We start from the raw sequence: 16,424 nt of genomic DNA, 5'->3' as shown, positions 1-16,424 counted from the left end.
TCCCGTCAGACGCGCCGACGGCGCATAGTGGCCACGAACAGGCCAAGCAGGGCCACGCTGGCAAACGCGCTTGCCGCGGCGAATTCCGGCACGGGCCGGAAATCCTTGCCATTGATGAGCAGCGACGCCGCCACCGGCCCGATCGCCAAGCCGAAGAGCTGTGCGGCCGGCACCAGCAGCACGGCGGTACGCGTCTCGTCGGCCGTGATCGCCAGCCGGATCTGATAGGGTACGATGAACAACAGGATGAAGCCCATGACCAAGGCGGCGATCCAGAATGTCGTCAGGCCAGGTGCGCTGGCAAGAACAAGGGAGGAGACCAGCGCGACGGCACCGATGGCCGTAATGGCAATGCGGTAATCGATGCGCGCCTCGAACACGGTCGCCGTCATCGCGCCCAGGACCTGCGTCGCCAGGCTGGCCGAGACGATCAGACCGACGGTCCAGCTATCAATCCCATATTGCGCACCGAGCGGTTCCAGGAAGGCCCAGATCGCGCCGAAGAATATGAAGTAGCAGAAGACCGACAATAGCGCGGTGATCGACGGAACCGTCAGCACATTGGCCAGGTTCTCCTCTTTCGGCAGGTCGGCGTAGTCACCGGGTACGGTGAAAGCGGCCGCCAGCGAAACGACGCAGACGACGGCAAGCACGATGAAGCCGCCGGACGACCCTGCCTTGGGAATGACATAGAGTGCCAAAAGCAGAGCGAGCGCACATTGCGCCAGGGTCTGCAGCGTCACGAAATAGCCGCCGATGCGCTCCGCCCGTCGCGAACGGGCGATCAGTTCGGTGGCGATCGCGACCAGACCACCTTCAGCCAGCCCGGCGATGGCGCGGGCGGCGATCAACGCATTGGCGCTTGCGGCATGGGCGGTCCATACATTCGCCAGGGCCAGCAGGATCAAAAGGACGGCGCTTTTCCAGCGCATGTTGCGCGCGGAAAGCAGCATCGCCACCACGGCTGAACCGATGGCGATCGCGATCATCTCCGCCGTGGCGACCAGCGCCAGTTCATCGCCGCTGACATGGCCCTCGGTGTAGAGCGCGCCAAGCAGCACGGGCTGAAGCCCGAGGATCAGCAGCCCGACCGAGCCGATCCATAATGCGGAGCCGAGCTCGACGCCGGTCGGGTTGCCGACCAGCCAATCGCCATTTTCCGCTTGTACGGCTTGCGTCGCAGTCACGAGGCGCCTCCCAACGTCCTTGCAGTGCGATAAAAAAGCTGACAACTTGTCAGCATTACGAAACTGATACTTGATCATGTTTCTTGTCAACCGGGAATTTTGAAGCTCTCGCGAGAGATTGGGCGCATGGCGGAAGCAAGGCGGATGGCGACGGCGCCGAGGCGCAGGCCCAAGCAGGAGCGGAGCCGCGAACGCATCGACGCGATCCTTTCGACGACCATGCGGCTGATCGGCGAAAAAGGCATCGACGCGGTGACGATGAAGGAAGTGGGCGCACTGGCGGGCGGACCGATCGCCACCGTCTACCATTATTTCCCCAACAAATCGGCGATCCTGGCGATGCTCTATGAGCGCTTCTCGGAGGAAAGCCGCGCACGCTTCGGCGAGATCATCGCCGAAATAAGTGGGCTTGAGGACGTGACGGCTGCCGCGGACCGCATGATCGAGGACTATTACCGGCGCGTGGCCGACGACCCGGCCATCCAGGATCTGCAGAACGCGATACAGGCTGACAAGGCGCTGCAGAACCTCGACATTGCTGAGACAAGGCACCAGGCCAAGATGTTCTGCGACCACGTCGCTCCGATGCTGCGGCCCGACCGGCGCGAAGACTTCGCGCGCGTGGTGTTCCTGATCTTCCAGCTTGCCGGCGGCGTCGTGCGGCTGGCACTGACGCAGGACGAGAAGGAAGGCCGGCGCACGATCGACGACTACAGGTCCATCATCCACACGCAGCTGAGACTGTTTCTATAGTTTTCGGCGGCGGCTTTCGCGCCCCTCTCCCGTGACATCGACACGTCTTGCGTATCGAAGTATCGGGCGGCAGGATCTCTGACCGATAGCGGCAGAGCACCCCTTCGCGCCTGTTTCGCCGTCGATTGCGGGAGGAACCGGCGCATTTCGCATGAAAGGCCAGCGGCAACTGGCACGTTCTGCGAGCGGGCTTTCGCGGAAAACAAAATTTCGCGCCGCTGCCCGCTCGCGCGCGCCTTGACTCTCGCCAGCCAGCAGCCTATTTCACCGCCACGTTAGCACTCGCCCTGGGTGAGTGCTAACCACAGGTCCGGTACCGCCGGGCTTTGTAGATTGTCCGGCTTCGCCGGACGGAGGAACTGTTTCTCACCGTTCTCATCGAGGAAGAAAACATGGCAAAGTCGAAGTTCCGCCCGCTTCATGACCGCGTGGTCGTACGCCGGGTCGAATCCGAATCCAAGACCGCCGGCGGGATCATCATCCCCGACACGGCGAAGGAAAAGCCGCAGGAAGGCGAGATCATCGCCGTCGGCTCCGGCGCCCGCGACGAAGCTGGCAAGCTCGTGCCCCTGGACGTCAAGGCTGGCGACCGCATCCTGTTCGGCAAGTGGTCGGGCACCGAAGTCAAGCTCAATGGCGAAGACCTTCTGATCATGAAGGAATCCGACATTATGGGCATCATCGGCTGAATATCGGCCTTTCCATCAACTGAATCTTGAATCTTCGGGCTCGATCCGAGCCCCTGCCAGGAGTTGAACATGGCTGCCAAAGACGTAAAATTCTCCCGCGACGCCCGTGAGCGCATGCTGCGCGGCGTCAACATCCTCGCCGACGCGGTGAAGGTCACGCTCGGCCCCAAGGGCCGCAACGTCGTCATCGACAAGTCGTTCGGCGCACCGCGCATCACCAAGGACGGCGTCACCGTCGCCAAGGAAATCGAACTTGAAGACAAGTTCGAGAACATGGGCGCGCAGATGGTCCGCGAAGTCGCTTCGAAGACCAACGACATCGCCGGCGACGGCACCACGACCGCGACCGTTCTGGCGCAATCGATCGTCCAGGAAGGCCACAAGGCGGTTGCCGCCGGCATGAACCCGATGGACCTGAAGCGCGGCATCGACCTGGCCGTGACCGAAGTGGTCGCAGCTCTCGGCAAGGCCGCCAAGAAGATCAAGACCTCCGAGGAAGTCGCCCAGGTCGGCACCATCTCGGCCAATGGCGACGAGTCGGTCGGCAAGATGATCGCGGAAGCGATGCAGAAGGTCGGCAACGAAGGCGTCATCACCGTCGAGGAAGCCAAGACCGCCGAGACCGAGCTGGAAGTCGTCGAAGGCATGCAGTTCGACCGCGGCTATCTCTCGCCCTACTTCGTCACCAACCCCGATAAGATGGTTGCCGATCTCGAGGACGCCTACATCCTGCTCCACGAGAAGAAGCTCTCCAATCTGCAGGCCATGCTGCCGGTCCTGGAAGCGGTCGTGCAGACCTCCAAGCCGCTGCTCATCATCTCGGAAGACGTCGAAGGCGAGGCCTTGGCCACGCTGGTCGTCAACAAGCTGCGCGGTGGCCTGAAGATCGCTGCCGTCAAGGCTCCGGGCTTCGGTGATCGCCGCAAGGCCATGCTGGAAGACATCGCCATCCTCACCGGTGGCCAGGTCATCTCCGAAGACCTCGGCATCAAGCTCGAGAATGTCGGCCTCAACATGCTCGGCCGCGCCAAGAAGGTGTCGATCTCGAAGGAGAACACCACCATCGTCGACGGCGCCGGCAAGAAGGCCGAGATCCAGGGCCGCGTTGCCCAGATCAAGCAGCAGATCGAGGAGACCACCTCGGACTACGACAAGGAGAAGCTGCAGGAGCGTCTGGCCAAGCTCGCCGGCGGTGTTGCCGTTATCCGCGTCGGCGGTGCGACCGAAGTGGAAGTGAAGGAAAAGAAGGACCGCGTCGATGACGCCCTCAACGCGACCCGCGCGGCCGTAGAAGAAGGCATCGTTGCCGGCGGTGGCGTGGCCCTGCTGCGCGCTTCGGGCAACCTCAAGGCCACCGGCGTCAACTCCGACCAGGCCGCCGGCATCAACATCGTTCGCCGCGCACTGCAGGCCCCGGCCCGTCAGATCGCTGCCAACGCCGGTGCGGAAGCATCGATCGTTGCTGGCAAGATCCTCGAGAACAAGGGCGCGACCTTCGGCTACAACGCCCAGACCGGCGAATATGGCGACATGATCGCCATGGGTATCGTCGATCCGGTCAAGGTCGTGCGTACGGCTCTCCAGGACGCGGCCTCGGTCGCCGGCCTGCTGGTCACCACCGAAGCCATGATCGCGGAGGCTCCGAAGAAGGAGTCGGCTGGCGGCGGCATGCCTGGCGGCATGGGCGGCGGCGGCATGGGCGGTATGGGCGGCATGGACTTCTAATCCAGCCATCTGCTTTATGCATGCGGAAAGGGCGGCAGCGATGCCGCCCTTTTCTTTGCACATTCAGGCTTTGCTTCAGCGTAGTCGGTTGGAACCAGCGTCAGACAGCAGTGCTCTCCGCTTGCCGCGTCGCCTTGCCGGCGAGGACTGCCTGCTCGATCAGGGTAGCCACCTCATCGGCCACGACGTTGATCGATGAGCGATCGCGGGTGGCGCGGGCAATCACCATCAGGCCTTCCAGCGAGGACTCGACCAACAGCGCCAGCGCCCGTGCGCGGCGCTCGACCACCCCTGCCCTGACAAACGCCTGGCGCAGCAGGCCGATCCACTGCTCGAAAGCGGAGCGGCAGATTTCCTCCAAGTCCGGCACGTCGTTCGGCGCATCGAGCACGACCGGCGCGATCGGGCAGCCGAGCGAGAATTCGTTGTCCTCCAGCATGCGAGCGACCGACTGGTAAATGTGGTGAACGGCAACCGCCGGATCGCTTTCCGCCGCCAGCTCGGCGCCAAGCCTCTCAGTCACCTCGGCCACGCTGGCGCGCGTCACTTCGACGACCAGCTGATCCTTGCCACCGGGAAAGTGGAAATAGAGCGAGCCGCGCGGGGCGCCGCTGGCGCTCAGTATGTCATTGAGCGAAGTGCCGTGATAGCCGCGCCGCCTGAGCAGCAATCCGGTCGTTTCGAGTATGCGGGCTCTCGTATCGTTCGCCATGTCAACCTCTGTCAGGAGAGATCCTTATAAGCCTTGCCAGAAATATGACAACTGGTCTACATAATATGTAGATCAGTCTATATAATCGAGAGCCGAAATGCGCAGCTATCGTCTTGAGGGTTTGGGCGGAACCGAATGTCTGGTGATGCGGGAAGAGGTGCGACCGGAGCCAAGTCCCCAGGAGATCGTGGTGCGGGTGCGCGCCACCTCGCTCAACCGACGCGATACGATGATCCTCAATGGCACCTACCCCCTGACACCGCGCCGCGGGATCGTTCCGCTCAGCGACGGCGCCGGCGAGGTCGTCGCCATCGGCGATGATGTCACACGCTTTGCCGTCGGCGACCGTGTCACCGGCAGCTATTTCGCCCGCTGGATCGATGGCCGCATCAATGCCGGACTGATCGACCAGCTCGGCTGCACGCTGGATGGCATGCTCGGCGAGTACGCCGTGCTTGACGAGCAATGGGCGGTGCGAGTTCCCGAGCATCTCGACTGGCGCGAGGCGGCAACGCTGAGCTGCGCCGGCCTGACAGCCTGGAACGCACTGACCGGGGCGGAGATTCCCAAGCCCGGCCAATGGGTTCTAGTCAAAGGCTCGGGCGGCGTCTCGCTGTTCGCGTTGCAGTTCGCCAAGCTGCTCGGCTGCCGCGTCGTCGCCGTCACCTCTCGCGCCGAGAAGGTCGGCAAGCTGCGGGCGATGGGGGCCGACCTCGTCGTCTCCTCGACCGACATGCCGGAATGGGGGCGATGGTGCGTGGCGAAACCGGCGGTATCGACCTTACCGTCGAAACCGGCGGCCCGCCGACCTTCGCGCAGTCGCTGATCGCCAGCGCGCTTTATGGGCGCATCGTGCTGCTCACCATTCAGGATGCGAAGGGCGCAACGGTGCAGATCCCCGGCGCCGTCTATCAGCGCAGCCTCGTCACAATCAGCCGTCTGTTCGTCGGCAGCCGCGCAAACCTCGAAACGATGCTCAACGCCGTCTCGGCGCACCGGTTGAGACCGGTCATCGACAAGGTCTTCCCCTTCGCCGAGGCCCGCGACGCCTACCGCTATTTCCAGCAGGGCGACGTCTTCGGGAAGGTCGTCATCGACGGAGCCTGATCTTTCATATCGATCGAACCAGAAGGGAGAACAGCAATGACAATTCGTGAAGCTTCGGCCGAGTGGCAAGGCACGCTGAGGGAAGGTTCAGGCCGGCTGCGGCTCGGCAGCGGTGTGTTCGAAGGCGCCTATTCCTTTCCGTCGCGTTTCGAGAACGGCCCCGGCACCAACCCGGAAGAACTGATCGCGGCCGCGCATGCCGGCTGTTTCTCGATGGCGCTGACCTTCATCCTTGGCCAGGGAGGTCATGTTCCCCGGGACATCCGCACCATCGCCAGGGTGCACCTCGGAGCGACCGAGGCCGGGCCGACCATCACCCGCATCGACCTTGAAACGGCGGTGGAGGTCACGGGGCTCGCCGAAGACCAGTTCGAGCGCCTTGCCCAGTCCGCCAAGGCGAGCTGTCTCGTTTCGCGCGCGCTGGCCGGCGTGGCCCAGATCAACCTCAAGGCGACCCTCGTGGGTACCGCCGCGCAACAATGAATCAGGAGAAGTACGAGATGAGCAGCATCATGGACGGTCATCCAGAGTCGCGGCGGACAGCCGAGATCATGCGGCGCTTCAACGATGTGTTCCAGTTGCACGATCCGTCGGCGCTTGCCGAGTTGGTGGGCGAGGACTGCGTGATTGAAAACACCGTGCCGGCACCGGACGGTGCGCGCCATGCCGGCAAGGCGGCCTGCGTCGGGCTATGGACGGCGATCGCGACCCAGCCCGGCACGCGCTTCGACATCGAGGAGACCTTCGTCGCCGGCGAGCGGGCGACGATCCGCTGGCGCTACTGGATGGCGGACGGCAATTCGCTGCGCGGCGTCAATCTGATGCGCGTCGAGGGCGGGCGGATCGTCGAGGCGATGGGCTACGTCAAGGGATAGGCCGGCTTCACCATATGAGTTACTCCTAATACACATCGGTTTGTGCTAGGAATAGAGTCCGACCGCCATTCGACGATCGAGAAAGACCATAGGGAGGACTAATGTCATGAACATCAGAACCGCCTGCTTTGGAGCACTCGCGTTGACCGTTCTCAGCGGCACGGCACTTGCCGGAGCGCTCGACTCGCCCAAGATGATGGAACCGTTCTTCACCGATGCGAGCATGAAGACGATGAAATCCGACGCCGAGATGAAAGCCGCCTGGGCAAAAATGTCCAAGGACGACCAAGCCATGATGATGAAGGAATGTCAGGATGCGGCGATGAGCAAGCCGTATGCCCCGTTCTGCGAAAAATTGAAGGCGCTCGGCGGCGCGAACAAATGATTGCCGGCTAGTCCGGAGTTGAAGAACAAAAGAAGGCGGGCCAAGGCTCGCCTTCTCATTGTTCGGCATCGATTTCGTGCCAAGGCGAGGCGAACGAATTCTACCTGTCCGCCAGCGCAAGCTTGGCGCCGAGCATGACGAAAGCGCCGGCGAACGTGCGGCGCATCCAGGTCAGCACCCTCGGCCGCGACGCGACATGGCTGCGGATCGAGGCGGCGAAGATGCCATAGCCGACGAAGATGACGAAGGTCAAAAGCATGAAGACGCTGCTCAGTTCCAGCATCTTCGACAGCGCGTGCGGCTCGGTCGTGCTGACGAACTGCGGCAGGAAGGCAAAGAAGAAGATCGACAGCTTCGGGTTGAGCACATTGACGAGGATGCCTCTCGCAATCACCTTGCCGGTGGAGCGCGGCGCGACATTGTCCTCGACGTTCAGACCACCCCTCTCCTTCAGCGTGTTCCAGGCCATGTAAAGGAGGTAGGCGACGCCCAGATATTTCAGCGTCTCGAAGGCGACCGCGCTGGTGTGCAGGAGCGCGGCGAGGCCGGTGATGGCGGCAGCCATATGCGGGATGATGCCGAGCGTGCAGCCGAAAGCGGCGACGATTGAGGCGCGGGCGCCGCGGGAAAGCCCGGCGCTCAGCGTGTAGAGGACGCCGGTGCCGGGCGAAGCCACCACGATCAGCGACGTCAACAAGAATTCGATGCTCACGATTTGGTCCTCCGCTGTGCTGCCCGGCGGGCAGCGTAGCAGCGAAATCCCCGCGCACAAGCCGCGGCGCCGTCAGATCAGAGGACAGGCAGCCCGTGCGCCCGACGCGCCATCAGGCAATCCTCGTCGCCGGGCATGCAGGCGCGGCAGACATCCGGGCGCAGCTCGTAGATGCCGCAAGCGGTTGCCTTGCCCACTTCGCCACAGAGGGCCGAACAGCGCGGGCCCTCGCAACGCATACCCGACAGATCGGTCGCGACATACTTGTCCGGGATACGGTCGAGGTGCGCGTCGTCCTCGGTGGAAAAGCGCGGCCACTCGGCCGAGTAGGAGCAACAGGCGCCGCAGCTCTGGCAATCAAATGCCGGGACGGTGCCTCGTTGCGACGATGAAAGGCTGGCTGCGGCCACCGGGTTGAACAGCCCCTGCGCAGCAGGATTGCGGTCGGCGTCTTGCGGCAAGGCGCTATTTCTTCTTGCCTGCCTTGCGCGACGGCGCCTCGGCCGGCGACTTGAATAGATCGGTCGCGGCCTCGGCAGCTGCATCGGCCTTCGGCGCGGCAGCCGGCTTGACCGGCTTTGCAGCGGCGGCGGGCGCCGGCGGTTGGTCCTTGGCGGAGAATTTTATGGCCATCTCAGTCCTCGTCGGCGAAGCGCGATGGTGCGCGCGGACTGCGCAAACGGCCGATCAGGGCCGAAACCGCCGTTATGTTCATTTCCTCAGGCGACCAGTTCCTCGCCTCCGCGATGTGATGCGGCGCCAGTTCGCGATGCGTGCTGCCGCTGTAGGCGGCGTCCTGATGGGTCACCGGCTCGCGGGTCTTGGCGTCTTGGCGGACATATTCGATCAAATAGTTCGGGCACTCGGCGCGGCCCCGCACGCCGACGCGCACCTGTGCATCGCCATGGACGCGCTTGCAGCGTTCGAGTTTTTCCAGCACACGCCGGACATATTCGACTGGCTTGTCCAATGTTTCGACCATATCGGCGATGGTCGCATCAGCGGCGATTGGTGTCGCCGGCACACGCTTCGTCGCCATCAGCGTCTTCCGGCCCGTTTCGGCAACGCCGCCTGTGCGGCCGCCGCAGCCATTTCATCTGCCTCTTTTTCCAGGCGCAGTTCGCGCAAACGCGCGGTCTTGGCTTCACGCGCCTGGGTAAGGGCATCGCGTTCGGAAATGATGCGGTTGAGCGACATCGACTGGGTTTGCGTCTTGCTGAACAAGGGCACTGCCTGATCAGCAGCTGTTTTCGAATTGGCGGTCAAAATCTTTCTCCTGTCAGGAGTCTCGTGCCGATAGGGCAAGACCGGTCTTCAGTCAGGACCCACGCACAAAAGCATTGGGGCGGCGGATTCAACTTGCTGGAGCGTCCCTTAGCACGTTCAGGCCGACGCGCAGCGCATTTTCGGCGGCGAGACCCACAAAGTGAAAAAGGCCAGGCACCGCCTGACCTTCCATGAGAGCGTCGCGCATCCAGTGGATGCACAGGACGCTCCGGCACGCAGCGTGCGAAAACTCAGGTTTCCGCCGCCATGCGCCCGAATTCGCCATTCACCAGTGCCAGTACATCCGTGGTCACCGGGAAGGCTGAATCCTTTTTCAGGCCGCCTTCAACTGGTCGGCCGACATCTTGCCGGACTTGTTGTCGCGGACCATCTCGTAGCCGAGCTTCTGGCCCTCGACGATGTCACGCATGCCGGCGCGCTCTACGGCCGAGATGTGGACGAAAACGTCGGCAGAGCCGTCGTCAGGCTGAATAAAACCAAAACCTTTGGTGGCGTTGAACCATTTAACTGTGCCGGTGCTCATGACGAACCCTTTCCATGGCAAATACTCGTTCGCCGTCATGCGGATGCACAACGTCGTTTGTCTCGATTTTTGATGTGGGAAGTTCGTCAAAGGCGCGCTGCAAAGCGCGGATAACAAAAGTCAGTCAACAAATATCGACAAAGGTCTTGTAAGCTATTTAAACGGCCATGTCAATTCTTGGCTCACCCGCCGCGACGGTTCACGCCAATCGGGCACTGAACAAAGCGGCCCTAAAAAAATCTGGACGCGCCGGGAGCCATTTCGGTCGAAGCACGTTTCATGGTTGTCGTCAGCAATTCACGAGAGCAATCGAAGGAAAAGCGAACGGCAAAGACGCCCCCCGCACGATAAAAGGTGCGAGGGGCGTTTTCTTTCGGCCCCTACATCGCGGCGGTCATCATCGGCGGCATCTCGTAGCGGAGGCCGAGGCCCGAGCGCACTGCCAGGTCGACGTCAGTCAGCGTCCGGGACGAAAAGGCCGCTGCGGGCTTTCATGTCTGGAACGGTTTGCTGAAGGCGTTGGTGAATGTGACCCCGCCGTGATCGTCGCTGGCTTCGCCCAGCACGACATCCATGCCATCATTGGTGACCCGCGCCAGTGCGAACCCGCCCATATAGGCCGCCTTTGGCTTGAAGAGATCAAGGCCGTCGCGCTGATAGATCATCGGCACCTCGTGCTGATGGCCATGGAAGATGGCAATCACGTTGTAGCCCTTCAGAGCCGCAAGCAGTGCCTGACGGTCCGCATCGCTCCACCAATGCGGCGGCCCCTTGCCGTCGTCGTCGAACACCTTTTTGGCGGGATCCCATCGCTCAGTCGAAAAGTTATCCCAGCCATAATGCTGAAACAGGATGACCGGGCGGCCGTCCGCCGCATAGGTCGCCAGATCCTGCTTCAGCCAGGGCAGGCTGCTGTCCGCGCCATGGCCGGTGTCGCCAGCGAAACGGTGGGTCTGGACAAGATGCAGCCCGCCCCAGTCCCACGCATAGCAGTCGGTCTCGACATCGTAGTCGGTGGCCGGAACCGGTGGCTTGAAGAACACGCCGGCACGGTGATTGACTTCGACATAGTCGCGCATTTCGCGCCGGTACCAGTCAACGTGATGCCGCGGGCCGTTTTGGTCGAGGTCATGATTGCCGAGCCCGACATAGACTGGAACATGCACGCGGTCAGGCCCCATGCCTTGCTGGTAACGCTGGCTGAATTGCAGCAATTGCGTGCCTTCACTCGGCTGGGTGATCTGACCACCGCCATCGTCGGTCATGTCGCCGCCGATGACGAGGCCGAGCGGCGTGCCGATTCGGCTGCCGGCGGAGCGTAGGCCCGTCGGGACGCCGCCGATCTCGACGGGCCATGTTTTGTCGCCAATGCCGTTCAGAGCCGCCACATTGCGCAGCAAGGCAGCGTCGGTCTTGCCTTCCTGCTGGCAATTGGGACTCAAGCCGCTGGCCATGCGGCAGGCATGGACATCGGCGATGAACAGGAAGGTGGCGTCGACAGGCTGAATGCGCTGCCCGGTCTGGCCGAGCGCCGGGCGTGGAAGCGCAAGGGCCGTGGCAAGACCGGCGGCCCGCGCCAGAAAACGGCGTCGTGATACCGATTTTGGTGAGAAGCGCTTCATCATGGGTTGAAGTTCAGCACGGACACCGGTCAGCAGTAAAGTTCAGCGCCCGGTCCACGGCTGCCCTCCCCCAGAACGGAACTGAGTTGTAGGGATCGTTCCCGTCCTCGGCATCAAAGGTTTCCCGGTGGCAGCAATATCCTGCGACGCCGCCTCGTTGCGGCCATGGGCGAAGCTTGGGCGACATTCTGCTCCAGCCCCGCCAGGCAATCGCGCAACATGCCGGCATCCTGCGCCGTCTTGGCCATCGACATCGCGCCGGAATAGGCCGCGACGGCCAGGGCGGCGAAACGCTGCGGGTCGGTGTCCTGCTCCCTGCCCGCCTGCTGATCAGCCCGGACCTTGTCGGCGATCGCCTGGCGCCAGCCGGCAAAAATGCCGGCAAGGGCGGCGCGCAATTCGGCATCGACGAGCGACAGTTCATGTGCAAGGTTGTTGAGGGGACAGCCGCGCACGAAGCCTTGTTGCTCAAGTTCCGCCGCCACGGCTTCGAAGGCTGCACGCACGCCTTCGCGCGCCGAAGCGGCCGCCCGCAAAGGCGCCATCCATGTCTCTTCGACCGCCGCGGCCACACGCTCTTCGATCACCGCCAGCGCCAACGCTTTCTTGGTCGGGAAATGATGATGCAACGCGCCGCCGCTGACACCCGCCGCCGCCATCAGATCGCCGAGACTGGACGCGTGATAGCCGCGTACCTGAAAGGACTCCTGCGCGGCATCGAGCACTCTGTTGCGCATGCCTTCGGGATCATTGGTGCGCTTCTGGGCATGCCCTGTCATCGGGAATCTCCACCGTGCCCCTCCAGGAGGGAAGAAAAAGAAGCTAGCAGATTGACAAAACAGGACAACCGGTCTGTTTTATAAAACAGGATGATCACCCTGTTTTTGGAGACGAGCTTATGAGCCTGCCCCTGAGTGCCACATCGGAGACAGCAGCGCTCGCCTCCCCGGTCGTCGAACTGCGGCAGTACACGCTGAAACCCGGCAAACGCGATACCCTTATCGACCTCTTTGACGGCAAGCTGATCGAAGGCCAGGAAGAGGCCGGGATGACCATCATCGGCCAATTCCGGGATCTCGATCGCCCCGACATGTTCGTCTGGCTGCGCGGTTTCGAGGACATGGAGGCGCGCAAACGTGCCCTGAGCGCCTTCTATGACGGTCCGGAATGGGCAGCGCACCGCAATGCCGCCAACGCCACGATGATCGATTCCGACGATGTGCTGCTGCTCAAACCTGCGTGGACCGGGGCTGGCTTCGATCTCTCCGGCGCATTGCGCGCGGGCTTGGCTGCCGACGAAAAGCCAGGCAGAAGCACGCCGCTGTCAGGGATGGTCGTGATTCGGATTTATCATTTGCGGCCGGGCGCAGAGGCCGCGTTCGCCAGCCGCTTCGAGGCCAAGCTGGCGCCGATGACGGCGTCACCCGGTGCGCGGCTGCTCGCCGCTTTCGTCACGGAGCATGCGGAAAACAGCTTTCCACGCCTGCCGGTGCGAGCGAGTGAGAATGTTTTCATCAGTGTGATGGGTTTTGATGGCGAAGAAGCGCACGCCCAGCATGAAACCGCGCTTGCCGCCTCGCCTGCATGGCAGGCCTTCTCGCACGCCGTCCGACATGACCTGGCCAGACCAACCGAAACCGTGCGCCTGTCGGCGACATCGCGCTCGCGGCTTTGTTGCTGATCTCCAGTCCGCCCGGAGACGGCGTCTGATCAGAGGCGGGGCGGCGTCTTTGCGGTGGACGGCGGGTATACGGCGGAGTGAGTGGACAGCCGATCTCCCCCCTCGTGGGGGAGATGGCCGGCAGGCCAGAGGGGGGCGCTGTCCCGCCGATCTCTCATTCGATTGCACTTCCGCGCTTGTTCTAACCTGAACGCAGTTGAATGACGACAGATAGCGTTCCTTCGCGCCCCCGCCGCCCTGCCGGGCATCTCCCCACGAGCGGGGAGATTGGCTCCGTCTTCAACCGATTTGCATCTTCACCGCCCGCAATCTCCGCTTGATGCGTTTTGTGCAACGCGATACGCCGTTGCCCAAATCGACAGACCGGAGACTTGCCGTGAGCGCTGCCAAGACCAGAACCGAAACCGATACGTTCGGTGCCATCGAGGTCGCCGCCGACCGCTATTGGGGCGCGCAGGCGCAGCGTTCGCTCGGCAATTTCAAGATCGGTTGGGAAAAGCAGCCGGCATCCGTCGTGCGCGCGCTCGGCATCGTCAAGCGGGCGGCGGCGGAAGCCAATATGGAGCTGAAGCGGCTCGATCCGGCGATCGGCAAGGCGATCGTCGAAGCCTCTCAAGAAGTCATCGACGGCAAGCTCAACGACCATTTCCCGCTGGTGGTCTGGCAGACCGGCTCGGGTACGCAATCCAACATGAACGCCAACGAGGTGATCTCCAACCGGGCGATCGAGATGCTGGGCGGCGTCATGGGCTCCAAGAAGCCGGTGCACCCGAACGACCACGTCAATATGAGCCAGTCGTCGAACGACACCTACCCGACCGCCATGCACATCGCCTGCGCCGAGCGCATCGTGCATGACCTGTTGCCGGCGCTGAAGCACCTGCACAAGGCGCTCGCCGCCAAGAGCAGAGAGTTCAACCATATCATCAAGATCGGCCGCACCCACACGCAGGACGCCACCCCGCTTACGCTGGGCCAGGAATTCTCGGGCTACGCCGCGCAGGTCGCTTCGTCGATCAAGCGCATCGAGCTGACGTTGCCCGGCCTGCAGGAACTGGCGCAGGGCGGCACCGCCGTCGGCACCGGCCTCAACGCGCCGGTCGGCTTCGCCGAGCGGGTGGCCGACCGCATCGCCGCCATCACCGGCATCGCCTTCGTCACTGCCCCGAACAAGTTCGAGGCGCTGGCAGCCCATGATTCCATGGTGTTCTCACATGGCGCCATCAACGCCGCTGCCGCAGCGCTGTTCAAGATCGCCAACGACATCCGCTTCCTCGGTTCCGGCCCGCGTTCCGGCCTTGGCGAATTGTCGTTGCCGGAAAACGAGCCGGGTTCCTCGATCATGCCGGGCAAGGTCAACCCGACGCAGTGCGAAGCGATGACCCAGGTCTGCGTGCAGGTGTTCGGCAACAATGCAGCCCTCACCTTCGCCGGCAGCCAGGGCCATTTCGAGCTCAACGTCTACAACCCGCTGATGGCCTACAACTTCCTGCAATCGGTGCAGTTGCTCGCCGACGCTTCGGTCTCCTTCACCGACAATTGCGTCGTCGGCATCGAGGCGCGCGAAGACAACATCAAGGCGGCCCTCGACCGCTCGCTGATGCTGGTGACGGCGCTTGCGCCCACCATCGGCTACGACAGCGCCGCCAAGATCGCCAAGACCGCGCACAAGAACGGCACCACGCTGCGCGAGGAAGCGCTGGCCACCGGGTTGGTCAGCGAAGCCGACTACGACCGGCTCGTGCGGCCCGAAGATATGACCCATCCGGGATAAAGGCATTTTTCGGCGGGAGAATATCCTCCCGCCACCGCATCGAGCGACACGAATTTCCGTCTTTCACCGGTTCACGGAAACGTATGTCCTGTGAACAATGTGTCGCCAGACAGGCGGCTTTGGTGAACAGTCAGCATGGTCTATCTGACGGGTGATCAACCCTATTCGGAGAGCCACCATGTCCACCAACACTTCCTTCGCCGGCACCGGCACCGCGTCCAACAGTTCTGTCACCATCCTGCTCGGCCGCATCCTGCTTGCGGTCATTTTCCTGCTTTCCGGTTTCGGCAAGCTCAGCGCCCTTTCCGGCACCGCGGCCTATTTCGGCGGCCTCGGCCTTCCCTTGCCGACCGTGACGGCCATTGTCGTCGGCCTCATCGAACTGCTCGGCGGTCTGGCTATTCTCGTCGGCTTCCAGACCCGGATTGCCGCCTGGGTGCTGGCGATCTTCACCGTCGCCACGGCCCTGGTTGCCCACACCGGCTGGGCCGACCAGATGCAGATGATCAACTTCATGAAGAACCTGGCGATCACCGGCGGCTTCCTCGTGCTGGCTTCCTCAGGCGCCGGCGCCTATTCGATCGACGCCAAGCGCGGCTGAACTTCCCTCCCCCGTCTTGACAGCAGTGGCGCGGAATTTTCCGCGCCACTGTTTCGTTGTCGGTGCAGAAGCCTCAATTCAGCGCCCGGATTTGCCGGGGCATCGGTGGTAGGATCGATCGGTCCGGGTGGGTAAAGGCCCAAACCGGCCAAACGACAACGGAGGTGACCATGCCTCGCAACGCACTGCTTATGGCTTCGCGGCTGCTGCTTGCCGCGCTGTTCGTACCGTCAGGCTTCCATGCGCTCGCCGACATTGCCGGCACATCGGGCTATTTCGCCGGCCTTGGCCTGCCGCTCCCGGGGCTCGCCGCGTGGGGCACAGGCCTGTTCGAGCTGATCGCCGGACTGCTGATACTCATCGGCTTCCAGACCCGGATCGTGGCTCTGCTTTTGGCCGCCTTCTGCATCGTTGCCGGCTTCATCGGCCATTACGGCCAGGGCGCCGATGATGCGACGCTTGCCTTCCTGCACCAGCAGATGCTGATGAAGGACATCGCGATATCGGGCGGCTTTCTGGCGCTCGCCATGGCCGGCCCCGGCGCCTGGTCGGTCGACGGGCGGGCTGCGGTTTGATATCGCCTAAATCCAAAGGCAAGCCCGGAACCAACCAGACATATGCCCCGGGTTGGACTCTCAATGCCCGGGCCAAGTCAACACCCGCGTCAAGTCGACCCCCACTCCGTCGAGCTGCGCTCGACACCTCTCCCCCGATCGACGGGGTAGAGGAAGGGCGCGAGTTCGCCAATCTTGGCGCCCTTCCTCTCCCTCCGGAGGGGGGAGAGGTGGCTT

At 63.0% G+C, this 16,424-nt stretch carries 22 protein-coding genes; 12 read left to right on the top strand and 10 right to left on the bottom strand.

What is annotated here, in order from left to right:
* Window positions 1–5 precede the first annotated feature (5 nt).
* A complete protein-coding gene (locus LB541_RS21020) occupies window positions 6–1,187 on the bottom strand; it encodes an MFS transporter (RefSeq protein ID WP_224619498.1) in 1,182 nt (393 codons plus the stop codon).
* A gap of 126 nt (window positions 1,188–1,313) precedes the next feature.
* On the opposite strand from LB541_RS21020, the gene LB541_RS21015 reads away from it, so the two are divergent.
* The 3 genes from LB541_RS21015 to groL all read left to right on the top strand — a co-directional run bounded on the left by LB541_RS21015 (window position 1,314) and on the right by groL (window position 4,354).
* The gene (locus LB541_RS21015) at window positions 1,314–1,940 is read left to right on the top strand and encodes a TetR/AcrR family transcriptional regulator (RefSeq protein WP_181165128.1); all 627 of its coding nucleotides are present in this window, start codon (window positions 1,314–1,316) and stop codon (window positions 1,938–1,940) included.
* A 392-nt stretch (window positions 1,941–2,332) separates the two neighbouring features.
* Window positions 2,333–2,629 (top strand): co-chaperone GroES, encoded by a 297-nt coding sequence (groES, locus tag LB541_RS21010; protein ID WP_006203049.1) that lies wholly within the window; start codon window positions 2,333–2,335, stop codon window positions 2,627–2,629.
* A 69-nt stretch (window positions 2,630–2,698) separates the two neighbouring features.
* A complete protein-coding gene (gene groL / locus LB541_RS21005) occupies window positions 2,699–4,354 on the top strand; it encodes a chaperonin GroEL (protein WP_140494274.1) in 1,656 nt (551 codons plus the stop codon).
* 100 nt (window positions 4,355–4,454) lie between these two features.
* Here groL and LB541_RS21000 read toward each other — a convergent pair whose 3' ends face one another.
* Window positions 4,455–5,066 carry a TetR/AcrR family transcriptional regulator gene (locus LB541_RS21000; protein WP_140494276.1) on the bottom strand — a complete coding sequence of 204 codons (612 nt, stop codon included), beginning with the start codon at window positions 5,064–5,066 and terminating at the stop codon, window positions 4,455–4,457.
* A 97-nt stretch (window positions 5,067–5,163) separates the two neighbouring features.
* On the opposite strand from LB541_RS21000, the gene LB541_RS20995 reads away from it, so the two are divergent.
* The 5 genes from LB541_RS20995 (at window position 5,164) to LB541_RS20975 (ending at window position 7,433) form a co-directional block, all read left to right on the top strand.
* Window positions 5,164–5,892 carry a zinc-dependent alcohol dehydrogenase family protein gene (locus LB541_RS20995; RefSeq protein WP_224619496.1) on the top strand — a complete coding sequence of 243 codons (729 nt, stop codon included), beginning with the start codon at window positions 5,164–5,166 and terminating at the stop codon, window positions 5,890–5,892.
* A complete protein-coding gene (locus LB541_RS20990) occupies window positions 5,817–6,173 on the top strand; it encodes a zinc-binding dehydrogenase (RefSeq protein WP_224619494.1) in 357 nt (118 codons plus the stop codon). The genes LB541_RS20995 and LB541_RS20990 overlap by 76 nt, the downstream gene beginning before the upstream one ends.
* A 36-nt stretch (window positions 6,174–6,209) precedes the next feature.
* On the top strand, window positions 6,210–6,656 hold the full coding sequence (locus tag LB541_RS20985; RefSeq protein ID WP_140494280.1) for an OsmC family protein: 447 nt from the start codon (window positions 6,210–6,212) through the stop codon (window positions 6,654–6,656).
* 17 nt (window positions 6,657–6,673) lie between these two features.
* Window positions 6,674–7,048, top strand: coding sequence for a nuclear transport factor 2 family protein (locus LB541_RS20980; protein WP_140494282.1), 375 nt, complete (start codon window positions 6,674–6,676; stop codon window positions 7,046–7,048).
* Between the two features lie 106 nt (window positions 7,049–7,154).
* Window positions 7,155–7,433: a hypothetical protein gene (locus tag LB541_RS20975; RefSeq protein WP_140494284.1), complete on the top strand. Its 279-nt coding sequence runs from the start codon at window positions 7,155–7,157 to the stop codon at window positions 7,431–7,433.
* A 100-nt stretch (window positions 7,434–7,533) separates the two neighbouring features.
* Here LB541_RS20975 and LB541_RS20970 read toward each other — a convergent pair whose 3' ends face one another.
* The 8 genes from LB541_RS20970 to LB541_RS20935 all read right to left on the bottom strand — a co-directional run bounded on the left by LB541_RS20970 (window position 7,534) and on the right by LB541_RS20935 (window position 12,356).
* Complete coding sequence (locus LB541_RS20970; protein ID WP_140494286.1) at window positions 7,534–8,145, bottom strand: LysE family translocator; 612 nt, start codon at window positions 8,143–8,145, stop codon at window positions 7,534–7,536.
* A gap of 77 nt (window positions 8,146–8,222) precedes the next feature.
* Window positions 8,223–8,606 carry a YkgJ family cysteine cluster protein gene (locus LB541_RS20965; protein WP_140521623.1) on the bottom strand — a complete coding sequence of 128 codons (384 nt, stop codon included), beginning with the start codon at window positions 8,604–8,606 and terminating at the stop codon, window positions 8,223–8,225.
* 4 nt (window positions 8,607–8,610) lie between these two features.
* Entirely contained in the window at window positions 8,611–8,778 is a 168-nt protein-coding gene (locus tag LB541_RS20960; protein ID WP_181167560.1) for a hypothetical protein, read from the bottom strand.
* A 1-nt stretch (window position 8,779) separates the two neighbouring features.
* Window positions 8,780–9,184: a hypothetical protein gene (locus tag LB541_RS20955; RefSeq protein WP_140494290.1), complete on the bottom strand. Its 405-nt coding sequence runs from the start codon at window positions 9,182–9,184 to the stop codon at window positions 8,780–8,782.
* Window positions 9,184–9,411, bottom strand: coding sequence for a hypothetical protein (locus tag LB541_RS20950; RefSeq protein WP_140515521.1), 228 nt, complete (start codon window positions 9,409–9,411; stop codon window positions 9,184–9,186). The genes LB541_RS20955 and LB541_RS20950 overlap by 1 nt, the downstream gene beginning before the upstream one ends.
* A gap of 334 nt (window positions 9,412–9,745) precedes the next feature.
* On the bottom strand, window positions 9,746–9,955 hold the full coding sequence (locus LB541_RS20945; RefSeq protein ID WP_010915421.1) for a cold-shock protein: 210 nt from the start codon (window positions 9,953–9,955) through the stop codon (window positions 9,746–9,748).
* Between the two features lie 491 nt (window positions 9,956–10,446).
* Entirely contained in the window at window positions 10,447–11,580 is a 1,134-nt protein-coding gene (locus tag LB541_RS20940) for a metallophosphoesterase (protein WP_140816983.1), read from the bottom strand.
* Window positions 11,581–11,690: 110 nt separating this feature from the next.
* On the bottom strand, window positions 11,691–12,356 hold the full coding sequence (locus tag LB541_RS20935) for a TetR/AcrR family transcriptional regulator (protein WP_140685786.1): 666 nt from the start codon (window positions 12,354–12,356) through the stop codon (window positions 11,691–11,693).
* A gap of 119 nt (window positions 12,357–12,475) precedes the next feature.
* Here LB541_RS20935 and LB541_RS20930 point away from each other — a divergent pair, with 119 nt between their 5' ends.
* The 4 genes from LB541_RS20930 (at window position 12,476) to LB541_RS20915 (ending at window position 16,208) form a co-directional block, all read left to right on the top strand.
* Entirely contained in the window at window positions 12,476–13,258 is a 783-nt protein-coding gene (locus tag LB541_RS20930) for an NIPSNAP family protein (protein WP_224619491.1), read from the top strand.
* Between the two features lie 376 nt (window positions 13,259–13,634).
* The gene (gene fumC / locus LB541_RS20925) at window positions 13,635–15,032 is read left to right on the top strand and encodes a class II fumarate hydratase (protein ID WP_140515515.1); all 1,398 of its coding nucleotides are present in this window, start codon (window positions 13,635–13,637) and stop codon (window positions 15,030–15,032) included.
* 178 nt (window positions 15,033–15,210) lie between these two features.
* Window positions 15,211–15,633, top strand: coding sequence for a DoxX family protein (locus LB541_RS20920; protein WP_140561877.1), 423 nt, complete (start codon window positions 15,211–15,213; stop codon window positions 15,631–15,633).
* A gap of 170 nt (window positions 15,634–15,803) precedes the next feature.
* Window positions 15,804–16,208: a DoxX family protein gene (locus LB541_RS20915; RefSeq protein WP_224619489.1), complete on the top strand. Its 405-nt coding sequence runs from the start codon at window positions 15,804–15,806 to the stop codon at window positions 16,206–16,208.
* The last annotated feature ends 216 nt before the right edge of the window (window positions 16,209–16,424 follow it).

Source organism: Mesorhizobium sp. BR1-1-15, assembly GCF_020165475.1.
Classification (GTDB): domain Bacteria; phylum Pseudomonadota; class Alphaproteobacteria; order Rhizobiales; family Rhizobiaceae; genus Mesorhizobium.
Note: the sequence above shows the minus strand (reverse complement) of the source record. Positions and strands in the feature narration are given on the sequence as shown.

Excerpts from the sequence above, each read along its gene's own strand:
- LB541_RS21000 (WP_140494276.1), bottom strand. The coding sequence starts at position 5,066 with ATGGCGAACGATACGAGAGCCCGCATACTCGAAACGACCGGATTGCTG.
- LB541_RS20985 (WP_140494280.1), top strand. The coding sequence starts at position 6,210 with ATGACAATTCGTGAAGCTTCGGCCGAGTGGCAAGGCACGCTGAGGGAA.
- LB541_RS20955 (WP_140494290.1), bottom strand. The coding sequence starts at position 9,184 with ATGGCGACGAAGCGTGTGCCGGCGACACCAATCGCCGCTGATGCGACC.
- LB541_RS20920 (WP_140561877.1), top strand. The coding sequence starts at position 15,211 with ATGTCCACCAACACTTCCTTCGCCGGCACCGGCACCGCGTCCAACAGT.
- groES (WP_006203049.1), top strand. The coding sequence starts at position 2,333 with ATGGCAAAGTCGAAGTTCCGCCCGCTTCATGACCGCGTGGTCGTACGC.
- LB541_RS20935 (WP_140685786.1), bottom strand. The coding sequence starts at position 12,356 with ATGACAGGGCATGCCCAGAAGCGCACCAATGATCCCGAAGGCATGCGC.
- LB541_RS20960 (WP_181167560.1), bottom strand. The coding sequence starts at position 8,778 with ATGGCCATAAAATTCTCCGCCAAGGACCAACCGCCGGCGCCCGCCGCC.
- LB541_RS20990 (WP_224619494.1), top strand. The coding sequence starts at position 5,817 with ATGGTGCGTGGCGAAACCGGCGGTATCGACCTTACCGTCGAAACCGGC.
- LB541_RS20930 (WP_224619491.1), top strand. The coding sequence starts at position 12,476 with ATGAGCCTGCCCCTGAGTGCCACATCGGAGACAGCAGCGCTCGCCTCC.
- groL (WP_140494274.1), top strand. The coding sequence starts at position 2,699 with ATGGCTGCCAAAGACGTAAAATTCTCCCGCGACGCCCGTGAGCGCATG.
- LB541_RS20980 (WP_140494282.1), top strand. The coding sequence starts at position 6,674 with ATGAGCAGCATCATGGACGGTCATCCAGAGTCGCGGCGGACAGCCGAG.
- LB541_RS20995 (WP_224619496.1), top strand. The coding sequence starts at position 5,164 with ATGCGCAGCTATCGTCTTGAGGGTTTGGGCGGAACCGAATGTCTGGTG.
- LB541_RS20915 (WP_224619489.1), top strand. The coding sequence starts at position 15,804 with ATGCCTCGCAACGCACTGCTTATGGCTTCGCGGCTGCTGCTTGCCGCG.
- LB541_RS20945 (WP_010915421.1), bottom strand. The coding sequence starts at position 9,955 with ATGAGCACCGGCACAGTTAAATGGTTCAACGCCACCAAAGGTTTTGGT.
- LB541_RS20940 (WP_140816983.1), bottom strand. The coding sequence starts at position 11,580 with ATGATGAAGCGCTTCTCACCAAAATCGGTATCACGACGCCGTTTTCTG.
- LB541_RS21015 (WP_181165128.1), top strand. The coding sequence starts at position 1,314 with ATGGCGGAAGCAAGGCGGATGGCGACGGCGCCGAGGCGCAGGCCCAAG.
- LB541_RS20975 (WP_140494284.1), top strand. The coding sequence starts at position 7,155 with ATGAACATCAGAACCGCCTGCTTTGGAGCACTCGCGTTGACCGTTCTC.